Source organism: Aeromicrobium halocynthiae (assembly GCF_039531385.1).
GTDB lineage: Bacteria > Actinomycetota > Actinomycetes > Propionibacteriales > Nocardioidaceae > Aeromicrobium > Aeromicrobium halocynthiae.
On record NZ_BAAAPY010000003.1, the window covers coordinates 251,264 to 263,219 of the forward strand.

Annotated in this window: 13 protein-coding genes; 7 read left to right on the forward strand and 6 right to left on the reverse strand. The window is 72.3% G+C overall.

Translation table 11 applies throughout. The annotated features are described in order from the left end of the window. Nucleotides 1-22: 22 nt before the first annotated feature. The 3 genes from ABD213_RS06820 to ABD213_RS06830 all read left to right on the forward strand — a co-directional run bounded on the left by ABD213_RS06820 (nt 23) and on the right by ABD213_RS06830 (nt 2,051). Nucleotides 23-793, forward strand: a complete 771-nt coding sequence (locus tag ABD213_RS06820) for a DUF3109 family protein (RefSeq protein WP_344326228.1) — start codon at nt 23-25, stop codon at nt 791-793. A 77-nt stretch (nt 794-870) separates the two neighbouring features. Then, a complete protein-coding gene (locus ABD213_RS06825) occupies nt 871-1,509 on the forward strand; it encodes a VOC family protein (RefSeq protein ID WP_344326292.1) in 639 nt (212 codons plus the stop codon). Nucleotides 1,510-1,556: 47 nt separating this feature from the next. Beyond that, on the forward strand, nt 1,557-2,051 hold the full coding sequence (locus tag ABD213_RS06830; RefSeq protein ID WP_344326230.1) for a hypothetical protein: 495 nt from the start codon (nt 1,557-1,559) through the stop codon (nt 2,049-2,051). Between the two features lie 22 nt (nt 2,052-2,073). Here the strand turns inward: ABD213_RS06830 and ABD213_RS06835 are convergent, their stop codons facing one another. Then, nucleotides 2,074-2,505, reverse strand: a complete 432-nt coding sequence (locus ABD213_RS06835; RefSeq protein WP_344326232.1) for a hypothetical protein — start codon at nt 2,503-2,505, stop codon at nt 2,074-2,076. A gap of 52 nt (nt 2,506-2,557) precedes the next feature. Here ABD213_RS06835 and radA point away from each other — a divergent pair, with 52 nt between their 5' ends. After that, nucleotides 2,558-3,955 (forward strand): DNA repair protein RadA, encoded by a 1,398-nt coding sequence (gene radA, locus ABD213_RS06840; RefSeq protein WP_344326234.1) that lies wholly within the window; start codon nt 2,558-2,560, stop codon nt 3,953-3,955. Nucleotides 3,956-3,995: 40 nt separating this feature from the next. Beyond that, nucleotides 3,996-5,027 (forward strand): DNA integrity scanning diadenylate cyclase DisA, encoded by a 1,032-nt coding sequence (gene disA, locus ABD213_RS06845; protein ID WP_425546029.1) that lies wholly within the window; start codon nt 3,996-3,998, stop codon nt 5,025-5,027. A gap of 22 nt (nt 5,028-5,049) precedes the next feature. Here disA and ABD213_RS06850 read toward each other — a convergent pair whose 3' ends face one another. After that, nucleotides 5,050-5,781 (reverse strand): hypothetical protein, encoded by a 732-nt coding sequence (locus tag ABD213_RS06850; protein ID WP_344326239.1) that lies wholly within the window; start codon nt 5,779-5,781, stop codon nt 5,050-5,052. A gap of 84 nt (nt 5,782-5,865) precedes the next feature. On the opposite strand from ABD213_RS06850, the gene ABD213_RS06855 reads away from it, so the two are divergent. Then, the gene (locus ABD213_RS06855) at nt 5,866-6,750 is read left to right on the forward strand and encodes an HhH-GPD family protein (protein ID WP_344326241.1); all 885 of its coding nucleotides are present in this window, start codon (nt 5,866-5,868) and stop codon (nt 6,748-6,750) included. Nucleotides 6,751-6,808: 58 nt separating this feature from the next. Here the strand turns inward: ABD213_RS06855 and ABD213_RS06860 are convergent, their stop codons facing one another. Beyond that, complete coding sequence (locus ABD213_RS06860) at nt 6,809-7,372, reverse strand: universal stress protein (protein WP_344326243.1); 564 nt, start codon at nt 7,370-7,372, stop codon at nt 6,809-6,811. Between the two features lie 536 nt (nt 7,373-7,908). Here ABD213_RS06860 and ABD213_RS06865 point away from each other — a divergent pair. Continuing rightward, nucleotides 7,909-8,559, forward strand: a complete 651-nt coding sequence (locus ABD213_RS06865; protein ID WP_344326245.1) for a tripartite tricarboxylate transporter permease — start codon at nt 7,909-7,911, stop codon at nt 8,557-8,559. Between the two features lie 57 nt (nt 8,560-8,616). On the opposite strand, the gene ABD213_RS06870 is transcribed toward ABD213_RS06865, so the two are convergent. From ABD213_RS06870 to ABD213_RS06880, 3 genes are all read right to left on the reverse strand, one after another. Then, nucleotides 8,617-8,922 carry a hypothetical protein gene (locus ABD213_RS06870; protein ID WP_344326247.1) on the reverse strand — a complete coding sequence of 102 codons (306 nt, stop codon included), beginning with the start codon at nt 8,920-8,922 and terminating at the stop codon, nt 8,617-8,619. A 73-nt stretch (nt 8,923-8,995) separates the two neighbouring features. Further along, nucleotides 8,996-11,509, reverse strand: a complete 2,514-nt coding sequence (locus tag ABD213_RS06875) for an ATP-dependent Clp protease ATP-binding subunit (RefSeq protein ID WP_344326248.1) — start codon at nt 11,507-11,509, stop codon at nt 8,996-8,998. 154 nt (nt 11,510-11,663) lie between these two features. After that, nucleotides 11,664-11,921, reverse strand: a complete 258-nt coding sequence (locus ABD213_RS06880; protein ID WP_344326249.1) for an HPr family phosphocarrier protein — start codon at nt 11,919-11,921, stop codon at nt 11,664-11,666. Between the last annotated feature and the right edge of the window lie 35 nt (nt 11,922-11,956).

An 11,956-nucleotide genomic window follows, 5' to 3' on the forward strand; every position in this document is an offset into this window, starting at 1 on the left:
TGCGCGGCCTACAGTGCGACGCATGCCCGAGATCGATCTCGGATTCCCCCGGTCGTGGGTGGAGTTCGCCAATCCCGACGACGCCGACGAGGTGTTCCGGTGCGACCTCACCTGGCTGACGTCGCGGTGGACGTGCATCTTCGGCGCCACCGACGGCCCCTCCTGTCCCGGCATCTACGCCAGCAGCCCCGACGCCGGGTGCTGCACCCTCGGGGCGCACTTCGCCGACGACGCCGACCACGAGCGCGTGGCCACGGCGGTCGGACGCCTGACCCCCGAGGTGTGGCAGCGGCACGCCGAGGGCACCGGCCCGAAGGGGTGGACGGAGACCGACGCGGACGACGAGCTCAAGACCCGCGCCGTGGCCGGCGCCTGCATCTTCCACAACGCCCGGGACTTCCCCGGCGGCTACGGCTGTGCCCTGCACGCGCTGGCCCTCGACGAGGGCGTCGAGCCGCTCGAGCTCAAGCCCGACGTGTGCTGGCAGCTTCCCCTGCGACGATCCTTCCGCGACGTCGACCGCGGCGACGGCACCTCCTACCTGGAGGTGCAGATCGGCGAGTACGTGCGCGCCGGCTGGGGTCCGGGAGGGGCCGACCTCGACTGGTACTGCTCGTCCAACACCGAGGCCCACGTGGCTCCCGAGCCGGTCTACGTCTCCAACCGCGCCGAGCTCGTCGCGCTCATGGGTGAGGCGGCCTACGCCGAGCTGCAGCGCCAGTGCGAGGACCACCTCGCCGCCGGCGCACCGAACGTCCACCCCGCCACCGAGGCGGGGTCGGTGCGGCCGTGACCGTCCTGGCGCGAGCCCGACGCCTCGGCACCGACCCCGGGGGCGTCGTCCGGATCGGGCTCGGGCAAGAATGGCGTATGCACCTGGACCACCTCTCCTTCGCCGCCGGACCCGACGGACTCGCCGCGACGATCGCGGACCTGGAGGCCCAGCTGGGAGCCACGTTCCTCGACGGTGGCGCGCACCCCCGCTTCGGAACGCGCAACATGATCCTGCCGCTGCGCAACCGCCAGTACCTCGAGGTGGTGGAGGTGCTCGACCACCCCGCAGCCGACAAGGCCGCGTTCGGCCAGGTGGTCCGCGAACGGACCGAGGCCGGTGGTGGGTGGATGGCGTGGTGCGTCTCCGTCGACGACATGACCGAGGTCGAGCGCCGCATCGGGCGCCACGCCGTCCCCGGCAACCGTCGCCGTCCCGACGGGTTCAACCTGCAGTGGCGCCAGATCGGCACGAGCAGCATGAAGGTCGACCCACAGCTGCCCTACGTCACGAAGTGGGAGATCGAGGAGTCCGAGCACCCCTCGCAGATGGCCGAGTCCGACATCCACCTCGTCGCCGTCCAGATGGCCGGTTCGCCCGAGCGGCTCTCGGACTGGCTCGGCGAGCCGGCCGTGACGGCACTGGAGCAGATCGCCGTCGAGTGGGTCGCGCCCAACGCCCAGCCCGGCATCATGTCCGTCACGTTCCGCACCGGCGCGGGCGACGTCACCATCTGAGGCACGCCGCGCGACCCGAACGCGTCGACCCCGACGGCCCGTACGCGATGACGCGCCTGCTGGCGCGAGTGCGCCGGGTGGAGGACCTCCTCCTCGGTGCCCTCGGTGCGGCGGCCGGGACGCTGCTCGTCCTCGGCACGTTCGCCAGGTACGTCCGAGGGTGGTACGACGACGACGGGTCGTCGATGTCGGTCGCCGGCACCGGCATCGACGCAGCGGAGCACGGAGGTGCCGAGGGGTGGGTGTTCGCGATCGGGTCCCTGGGACTCGCCGCGCTCGCCCTGCTCACCGCTGCCGAGGCCTTCCGCCACCTCTCGCCCCACGCCGAGCTCGCACCACGACGTCACCGGTGGTGGGGCTGGCTCCTGGTGGTCGGTGTCGCCGTCGCCGGCCTCTTCGCCGTCCTCGCGGCCACGCAGGAGGCGCCCTACGACGACGACCGGCTGGTCGGGCCGGGTCTGTGGCTGCTGGTCGCGGGCACCGGGGCGTGGTGGGTGCTCGTCCTCGCCGCGGAGAGGATCCGCAGCGGTCGCCCGGCCTGACCCACGGGACCGCTCGAGCACGTCAGGCGTCGTCGGTACCGAGGCGGTCGATGGCCGGCCACCCGGCGACCAGGGCGGTGCCAGCGAGCAGCAGCAGCGACAGGACGTCCCACGGGACGCGGCCGGCGGGCCGGTCGAGGTCCATCGCGGCGTTCGTGACGGCGTCGTCGAGCGCGACGAGCGACTCCCGGGCCGCCATCAGGGCCAAGGTCACGAGGCAGAGGCCGAGACAGGCCCGCAGGCCCCAGCGGGGCCCGGCGGCGCGGTGCGACGCCACCGCGAGGACCGCGCCGAGCACGCCGGCGACGCCGACGACGAGCCGGTCCAGCGGGGGCTGGATCCCGTTCACGGCGTGCCACACGAGGTCGTAGCCGACCACGAGACCGAGCAGCAGCGCCGCCACGAGCCCGACGCGTCGCCGCCTCCCCGGCCGACCTGTCCCGATCCCCGTCACCGCGCCAGTCTGCCAGTCGAGCTGCGTCGGACCCGGCGCCTACGCTGACCCCATGCCCGCCAGCACCAAGGCCAAGCGCCCCGTCTACGCCTGTTCCGAGTGCGGTTGGACCACCGGCAAGTGGGTCGGGCGGTGCGGTGAGTGCCAGGCGTGGGGGACGGTCGACGTGCAGGCCGCCGCGGCGAGCACCGGGCGCACCGCGGCCGCGCCCGTCACCCGCCGGGCTCGCCCGATCACCGAGATCGAGGTCACCGAGGCTGCCAGCGTCCCGTCCGGCATCGGGGAGCTCGACCGGGTCCTCGGCGGCGGCGTGGTGCCGGGCGGCGTGCTCCTGCTCGCCGGCGAGCCGGGCGTCGGCAAGTCCACCCTGCTGCTCGAGCTCGCCGCGCAGTGGGCGCGGCAGGGTCGGCGCACCCTCTACGTCTCCGGCGAGGAGTCCGCGGCGCAGGTCCGGCTGAGGGCCGAGCGCACCGATGCCGTCCATCCCGAGCTCTACCTCGCCGCCGAGACCGACCTCGGCGCCCTGCTGACGCACGTCGAGGAGGTCGGACCCAGCCTGCTGGTCGTCGACTCCGTGCAGACCATCGGCTCGGCCGACGTCGACGGCGTCCCCGGCGGCGTCACCCAGGTCCGCGAGGTCGCCACCGCCGTCATCCAGCGTGCCAAGTCCGCCGGCATCGCGACGCTGCTGGTCGGGCACGTCACCAAGGACGGCTCCGTGGCCGGCCCCCGCACGCTGGAGCACCTCGTCGACGTCGTCCTGCAGTTCGAGGGCGACCGCGCCTCCCGACTGCGCCTCCTGCGGGCGGTCAAGAACCGCTTCGGACCGGTGGACGAGATCGGCTGCTTCGACCTCGCCGACGCCGGCCTGCTGGAGGTGCCCGACCCCACCGGACTGTTCGTCTCCCGTCACGAGACGCCGGTGCCGGGCACGTGCGTCACCGTCACGATGGAGGGTCGGCGCCCCTTGCTGGCCGAGGTGCAGGCGCTCACCGTCGAGACCGCCATCCCGTCCCCGCGGCGCACGTCGAGCGGACTGGACTCCGCCCGCGTCGCGATGATCCTGGCCGTGCTCACCAAGCACTGCGGCGTCAACCTCTCCAAGCACGACGTCTACGCCGCCTCCGTCGGCGGCGCCAGGCTGGTCGAGCCGTCCGTCGACCTCGCCGTCCTCGTCGCGGCGGCGTCGGCCGCGACGGGTCGGGTGGCACCGGCCGACATGGTCGTCCTCGGCGAGGTCGGCCTGGCCGGCGAGGTGCGCGCCGTGCGCCACCTCGGCGACCGCCTGCGCGAGGCCGCCCGCCTCGGCTTCACCCAGGCGGTCGTCCCCGAGGGCACCGACGCCTCCACCGTGGCGGTCCCCGGGCTCACGGTCACGCGCGTGGGAGACGTCCGCGCAGCGATGCGCAGCCTCGCCGCTGCGCCGACGCCCCTGCGTTCCCTAGACTGACCCGGTGCCCCAGCCGACCGACCTCCGCAGCGCCCTGTCGATGGTGGCGCCCGGCACCCGTCTGCGCGAGGGTCTCGAGCGGATCCTGCGTGGCCGCACCGGTGCCCTGATCGTCGTCGGGCAGGACAGCGTCGTCGAGCAGATCTCCTCCGGAGGGTTCGACCTCGACGTGCCCTTCACGGCCACCGGCCTACGCGAGCTGGCCAAGATGGACGGGGCGATCGTCCTCGACGCGTCGATCACCCGCATCCTCAAGGCCGGCGTGCACCTCATGCCGGATCCGTCGATCGTCACCGAGGAGACCGGCACCCGGCACCGCACCGCCGACCGCGTGGCCCGCCAGACCGGGCTTCCCGTCATCTCCGTGTCCGCCTCCATGCACCTCATCGCGCTCTACCTCGACGAGCAACGTCACGTCCTGGAGGAGGCCGCCGCCGTCATCGGCCGCGCCAACCAGGCGATCGCCACGCTCGAGCGCTACCGCCACCGTCTGGACGAGGTCACCGAGGCACTCTCCGCGCTCGAGATCGAGGACCTCGTGACCGTCCGTGACGTCGCTGCCGTCGCCCAGCGGCTGGAGATGGTGCGTCGGATCGCCGGCGAGATCGAGACCTACGTCCTGGAGCTCGGCAGCGACGGTCGACTGCTCGCGCTGCAGCTCGAGGAGCTGATCGGTGGCGTCGGGTCCGAGCGCGAGCTGCTCGTGCGCGACTACATGCCGACCGGGCGCCGGCGTCGCAGCGTCGAGTCGGTGCTGGACGAGCTCGCCGAGATCGACTCCCCCGCCCTCGTCGAGCTCGGCGTCGTCGCGCAGGCCCTGCGGATCGGGACCGACGCCTCCCTCGACGCACCCCTGGCACCGCGGGGCTACCGCCTGCTCTCACGCATCCCACGCCTGCCGGGCACGGTCGTCGACCGGCTCATCGAGCACTTCGGTTCGTTGCAGAAGCTGCTCGGCGCCAGCATCGACGACCTCCAGGCCGTCGACGGTGTCGGTGACCTCCGCGCACGCGGCGTCCGCGAGGGTCTGTCGCGCCTGGCGGAGTCGAGCATCCTCGAGCGCTACGTCTGACGCGAAGGACCGGACCGGTCGCTCACGACTCCTCGGGGCTCTCCTCGTTGTCGTCGCTGGGCTCCGGCTCCTCGTCGTCGCTGGGCTCCGGCTCCTCCTTCTCGGGCGCTGCCAGCCGGAAGGTGGTGGAGCCGGGTTCGCCGCCGAAGGTGCCGATGCGCAGCCGGTACTTGCCGGGGGACGCCCAGTCCTCGTCGTCGCTGCAGATCGGGCCGGAACCGCGACCGCTCCACGTCGCCTCGGCCACGGTGACCCAGCCCGGGGACAGCGCGACCGAACCGTCCAGCAGCGTCGTGCCGCGGCAGACGTCGGAGTCCCACACGGCCTGACCGCGTGCACTCACCAGGGCGACGACGTCTCCCGCGTCGGCGGTGAACGTGCACGGCTCCTCGGCGCTCGTCGACAGGCCGAGCTGGATCCTGACGGGCGCGCCGCTCGCCTGGTCCGGCGGCACCTGCGGGGAGATGCGGATCGACTCCGGGTCGCACGGCCTGCCCCCGGCGGCCACCGACACCGTCGTCTGGCGCGCCGACTCGTCGGACTCCTCGGCCATCTGCGGCCCGGCGGTCGGTCCTCGATCCTGGGCCGGGTCCTGGGTTTCATCGTCGGCCGGCGAGACCGCAGGGCGCGCCGGGGTCTCGGCCGCACCGCCCGTGGGCCAGACCTGCACGACCCCCCACGAGGCGAGCAGCAGCACGCCGAGCAGCAGGAGGCGGCGCCGCCAGTACACGGCGGCCGGCAGCGGACGGCTCACGGCCCAAGCCTACGAGTCATCGACCGTCCCCCCGGGCCGACGCGCCCGGTGCGCCGACCGGCTCCCTGGCATGATCGGGCGACGATGAGCGACTCGCCTGCGAACGGGGCCGACCTCGACGCGCTGCACGAGCGGGTGCTCGCGTGGTTCGAGGAGAACGCTCGCGTGCTCCCGTGGCGAGGCGTCGACGACCCGTGGGCGGTGCTCGTCTCGGAGCTGATGCTGCAGCAGACGCCGGTTGCCCGGGTGCTGCCGGTCTTCGAGGCGTGGATGGCGCGCTGGCCGACGCCGGCGAGCCTCGCCGCGGACCCTGCCGGCGAGGCCGTCCGCGCCTGGGGCCGGCTGGGCTACCCCCGCCGAGCGCAGCGGCTGCACGCCGCCGCCGTCGCCATCACCGAGCACCACGGCGGGGAGGTCCCGTCCGACCATGCCGCCCTGCTGGCGCTTCCCGGCGTCGGGGAGTACACGGCGGCCGCCGTAGCGAGCTTCGCGTTCGGACAGCGGCACGTCGTGCTCGACACGAACGTCCGAAGGGTCCTCGCCCGAGTCCTTCTCGGGCAGGCGCACCCGGCGCGCTCCCTCACGGCCTCGGAGCGCCGGCTCGCCGACCGAGCACTCCCCCGCGCAGACGCTCATCGTTGGGCCGCGGCCTCCATGGAGCTGGGCGCCCTCGTCTGCACGGCACGGTCCCCACGGTGCACCGAGTGTCCGGTGGCCGACCTGTGCCGGTGGTTCGCCGCCGGACGGCCGGAGCCCGACGAGCCGGTCCGACGCTCACAGGCCTGGACGGGCACCGACCGCCAGTGCCGAGGCCGGCTCATGGCGGTGCTGCGCGAGCACGAGGGCACCGTGCCGAAGGTCGCCCTCGACGCGACCTGGGACGACGCGACGCAGCGCGAACGGTGCCTGGACTCCCTGCTCGACGACGGACTCGTCACCGTGCACCCGGATGGCACCTTCTCGCTCTGACCGATCCCAGACCGGTCGGCCCCTTGACCTCGACCGAGGATGAGGTTCGAGGGTGAGGTCATGCCCTTCGTGCCCCGACGCCGACGCGCACCCCGGCACCCACGTCCGAGTCCGTCGAACCGCTGCGACCTGCCGACCGAGGTGCTCGACGCGCTCCTCCAGCGAGGGTGCGACGTCCCGGTCTGCCCCCCGACGTCGCCGGAGGTGCTCCGGCGGCCGGCTTGACGGTCCGCACCGGCACCGGGGAGTCGAGGATGACGCGCTGGACCACCGAGCCCATGAGCAGCTTGCCCACCGGGCTGCGACGCCGGCTGCCGATGACGAGCATCGTCACGCCGCTCTCGACGACCAGGTCGAGCAGGCACGGGGCCCCGTCGCCCCCGGCGGCCACGACGCGCACCGTCCAGGCGGGCAGGCTCGGCAGGGAGTCGAGGACGTCGGCGACGTGCGCCTCGGCCTCGCCGCGCTGCACGGCGTCGTCACCGTCGGGCACGTCGTCGATCACGTTCAGGACCTGAGCCTGGCGCACCGCGACCACGAGGGCCGCACGTCCGGCGTCGGAGTCGGTGTAGGCGACGGCGATGGTCGTGGTGGATCCCCTCGATGACGACTGATCGGCCACCACGCCAGGGCACCGGTGTGACCGTGACACCATGGGTCGGTTCGATCATCGGGGGAGAAGGTGCCATGGCCGCTCGACCCCTGCTGGGGCGCATCGTCGTCGGGGCGCTCGTGCTCGTCCTCGGCTGATTCACCGTCGCCGACGCCCGCGGTCTCGGTGACGGGGGCCGAGGCTCGGACCTCCCTCGCCGTCATCGCCCCGGCTGCGGCCGGCGGTGGGTGGGACCTCGTCGCCCGGGAGCTGCAGCTCGCCACCCGCACCGACTCGATCGTCGGCAACGTGCAGGTGGTGAACGCCCGGGGCCGCAGGCACCATCGGTCTCAGCCAGCTGGCACGCCGCGCCGGCGACGCCACGACCCTCATGGTCACCGGCACCGTGATGGTCGGCGGCGTGTCCATGAGCGACGCGAGCACGACGTTGCAGGACGTCACCCCCGTCGCACGACTGGCCGAGGACTTCGAGGTGCTCGCCGTGCCCGCCGACTCCGAGTGGCAGACGCTCGACGACTTCGTGCAACGACACCGGCGCCGCCGAGGTGCCCAGGTTCCTCGCCTACGGCACCGAGCGCCGTCTCGACCGTCGCCGCAAGGAGCCGGAGTTCGGCTCGGGCGCCATCCAGGGCGTCGCCGCACCGGAGACCGCCGGCAACGCCACCGCCCGCAGCGCCATGGGCTCGCTGCTCGCGCTCGGCCTGCCCACCTCGGCCACGGCCGCCCTGCTCCTGGCCGCCTTCCAGCAGTACGGCATGCAGCCCGGTTCGCTGCTGTTCGAGCGCAACGGCGAGATCGTCTGGGCGCTGCTCGCACGCCTGTTCGTCGCGATGGTGGCGCTGCTCATCCTGAACCTGCCGTTCGCGCCCCTGTGGGCCACACTGCTGGAGGTGCCGCATGCGCACCTGTACGCGGGGATCACCGTCTTCGCGAGCCTCGGCGTCTACGCGACCGGCGCGAGCACCACCGACCTCGCCCTGATGTGCGCCCTCGGCGTCCTGGCCTACGTGATGCGACGCAACGACGTCCCCATCGCTCCGGCGCTCATCGCGGTGATCCTCGGGCCGCCGGCGGAGTACTCGCTGCGCGACGCCATGGCGAACTCCGGCAACGACCCGCTCACACTCGTCAGCAGCCCGCTGACGATCGTGCTCCACACGCTGCTGGCGCTGGGCGTCGCGTGGGCGACGTGGTGACGCACCCGGGCGCGCCGCTCCCTGGACTTCTGAGTCCCGCCGGTTCCTGCGTCGACATCAGGGCCCTGACGCCTCGGCATCGCCGCGGCGCCGACCGACGACGACCGCGACGCCCGCCATCACGACGCCGGCGAGGACCAGCAACGCCCCCAGGATGCGGAACGGCTTGGGCAAGGACCGCCACTCGGAGATCTCCGCCCAGCTCTCCTGCGAGATCGGACAGTCTCTGTCGCTGTCGACGAAGCCCGAGGACGGGGTCCCCTCCGGTACGCACTCCGCCTCCGGCGGGCCGGGCTGCAGCAGGACGACGACGATGCCGACTGCGACCAGCGCACCGGCGACGGCGAGCGGACGCTTGGTCATGACCGACATCGAACCACGACGACGCCCGCCCGACCAGAGGTCGAGCGGGCGTCGTCGTGTCGAGCGGGCGGACTCAGTCGCCGGAGCCGGCCTCCACCGCGAGCGGGTCGGTGCCCTCGGTGAGCTCGAGGTCGGCCTTCGGGGTGCCCTTGAAGGTGAAGACGGCGTCCTTGCCCTCGCCCTCGACGTCGACCAGGATGATCTCGCCGGCCCGGACCTCGCCGAAGAGCATCTTCTCGGCGAGGGTGTCCTCGATCTCGCGCTGGACGGTCCGACGCAGCGGACGCGCACCGAGCACCGGGTCGAAGCCACGACGCGCCAACAGGTCCTTGGCCGCGGGCGTGAGCTCGATGCCCATGTCCTTGTCCTTGAGTCGCGACTCCAGGGAGCCGATCATCATGTCGACCATCTCGATGATCTCGTCCTGCGTGAGCGGCGGGAACACGACGATCTCGTCGACACGGTTGAGGAACTCGGGCCGGAAGTGCTGCTTGAGCTCCTCGGAGACCTTGGCCTTCATCTGGTTGTAGGACCCGACCACGTCGTCGGCACGGCTGAACCCGAGGTTCACGCCCTTGGCGATGTCACGCGTGCCGAGGTTGGTGGTCATGATGATGACGGTGTTCTTGAAGTCCACGACCCGGCCCTGGGAGTCGGTCAGACGACCTTCCTCCAGGATCTGCAGCAGCGAGTTGAAGATGTCCGGGTGGGCCTTCTCGACCTCGTCGAACAACACCACGCTGAACGGGCGACGACGGACCTTCTCGGTGAGCTGGCCGCCCTCCTCGTAGCCGACGTAGCCGGGAGGGGCACCGAACAGGCGCGCCACCGTGTGCTTCTCGGAGTACTCGCTCATGTCGAGCTGGATGAGGGCGTCGTCCTCGCCGAACAGGAAGTTCGCGAGCGCCTTGGACAGCCACGTCTTGCCGACGCCCGAGGGGCCGGCGAAGATGAACGACCCGCCGGGACGGCGCGGGTCCTTCAGGCCGGCACGGGTGCGGCGGATGGCACGGCTGAGCGCCTTGACGGCCTCGTCCTGACCGATGACCCGCTTGTGCAGCTCGGCCTCCATGTTGAGCAGGCGGCCGGACTCCTCCTCGGTGAGCTTGACGATCGGGATGCCGGTGGCGAGCGCGAGGACCTCGGCGATGAGCTCCTCGTCGACGACGGCCACGACGTCCATGTCGCCGGCGCGCCACTGCTTCTCGCGCTCGGCCTTGGCGAGGATGAGCTTCTTCTCCTCGTCGCGCAGGGAGGCCGCGGCCTCGAAGTCCTGCGCGTCGATGGCGCCCTCCTTGCGGCGGCGGACGTCGCCGATCTTGTCGTCGAACTCCTTGAGGTCCGGCGGAGCGGTCATGCGACGGATGCGCAACCGGGAGCCCGCCTCGTCGACGAGGTCGATGGCCTTGTCCGGCAGGAACCGGTCGGAGACGTAGCGGTCGGCCAGTGTGGCCGCCGCGACGAGCGCCTCGTCGGTGATGGTGACGCGGTGGTGCGCCTCGTAGCGGTCGCGCAGACCCTTGAGCATCTCGATGGTGTGCGCGATGGACGGCTCCGGCACCTGGATGGGCTGGAACCGGCGCTCCAGCGCCGCGTCCTTCTCGAAGTGCTTGCGGTACTCGTCGAGCGTGGTGGCACCGATGGTCTGCAGCTCACCGCGGGCCAGCATGGGCTTGAGGATGCTGGCGGCGTCGATCGCGCCCTCGGCCGCGCCGGCACCGACGAGGGTGTGGATCTCGTCGATGAACAGCACGATGTCACCGCGGGTGCGGATCTCCTTGAGGACCTTCTTGAGGCGCTCCTCGAAGTCACCGCGGTAACGCGAGCCGGCGACGAGCGCGCCGAGGTCGAGCGTGTAGATGTGCTTGTCCTTGAGCGTCTCGGGCACGTCGCCCTTGACGATGTTCTGGGCCAGGCCCTCGACGACGGTGGTCTTGCCGACGCCGGGCTCGCCGATGAGCACCGGGTTGTTCTTGGTGCGGCGCGACAGCACCTGCATGACGCGCTCGATCTGGGTCTCGCGCCCGATGACGGGGTCGAGCTTGCCCTCGCGCGCGGCCTGGGTGAGGTTGCGGCCGAACTGGTCGAGGACCGCCGACGTGCTCGGCTGGCTCTCCGCGGGGGCGCCGGAGGTCTCGGCCTCCTTGCCCTGGAAGCCGCTCACGAGCTGGATGACCTGCTGGCGCACGCGGTTGAGGTCGGCGCCCAGCTTGACGAGGACCTGGGCGGCGACACCCTCGCCCTCGCGGATGAGACCGAGCAGGATGTGCTCGGTGCCGATGTAGTTGTGGCCCAGCTGCAAGGCCTCGCGCAGGCTGAGCTCGAGGACCTTCTTGGCGCGCGGCGTGAACGGGATGTGCCCGCTCGGCGCCTGCTGGCCCTGACCGATGATGTCCTCGACCTGGCCGCGGACGGCCTCCAGGGAGATGTCCAGGCTCTCGAGCGCCTTGGCCGCGACGCCCTCGCCCTCGTGGATCAGGCCGAGGAGGATGTGCTCGGTGCCGATGTAGTTGTGGCTGAGCATGCGCGCCTCTTCCTGGGCGAGCACGACGACGCGACGGGCGCGATCGGTGAACCTCTCGAACATTCGTCCCCCTAGCAAGGGTTGTTGGTTCCGTTAAGTCTAGGCGTGAGCCCCCGGGCCCACTGCCCGGACGTCCACATCGGGAACAACGGAACCCTCGTCGGGGGTGTTCCCCCGTTCGCCGTGGGCGTAACGGGGCCCCGCGGACGATGCTCGCTCAGGTGTCGAGGTCGGCCTCGACGAGCGCCGCGACGGTCTCCACGGCGTCGGCGTCGTCGCTGGACACCGTCACCTCGGCGCCCTTCTGGGCACCGAGGGTCATGATGAGCAGCGCCGAGCCCGCGTCGACCGGCTCGCCGCCGGCGACGGCGAGCGTCACGGGGACGCCGGTGCCGACTGCCGCCTCGGCGATCGTGGCGGCGGGACGGGCGTGCAGGCCGACGGCTGAGCCGACGGTGACGGTCTTGCTGGGCATGGTTCCTCCTGGCGGGGTGGGTGTGTGGTGGGTCG

Bases quoted from the DNA above. Each gene is read 5' to 3' on its own strand.
- radA (WP_344326234.1), top strand. From the start codon at position 2,558: ATGCCCGCCAGCACCAAGGCCAAGCGCCCCGTCTACGCCTGTTCCGAG.
- ABD213_RS06875 (WP_344326248.1), bottom strand. From the start codon at position 11,509: ATGTTCGAGAGGTTCACCGATCGCGCCCGTCGCGTCGTCGTGCTCGCC.
- ABD213_RS06855 (WP_344326241.1), top strand. From the start codon at position 5,866: ATGAGCGACTCGCCTGCGAACGGGGCCGACCTCGACGCGCTGCACGAG.
- ABD213_RS06880 (WP_344326249.1), bottom strand. From the start codon at position 11,921: ATGCCCAGCAAGACCGTCACCGTCGGCTCAGCCGTCGGCCTGCACGCC.
- ABD213_RS06825 (WP_344326292.1), top strand. From the start codon at position 871: ATGCACCTGGACCACCTCTCCTTCGCCGCCGGACCCGACGGACTCGCC.
- disA (WP_425546029.1), top strand. From the start codon at position 3,996: ATGGTGGCGCCCGGCACCCGTCTGCGCGAGGGTCTCGAGCGGATCCTG.
- ABD213_RS06870 (WP_344326247.1), bottom strand. From the start codon at position 8,922: ATGACCAAGCGTCCGCTCGCCGTCGCCGGTGCGCTGGTCGCAGTCGGC.
- ABD213_RS06820 (WP_344326228.1), top strand. From the start codon at position 23: ATGCCCGAGATCGATCTCGGATTCCCCCGGTCGTGGGTGGAGTTCGCC.
- ABD213_RS06830 (WP_344326230.1), top strand. From the start codon at position 1,557: ATGACGCGCCTGCTGGCGCGAGTGCGCCGGGTGGAGGACCTCCTCCTC.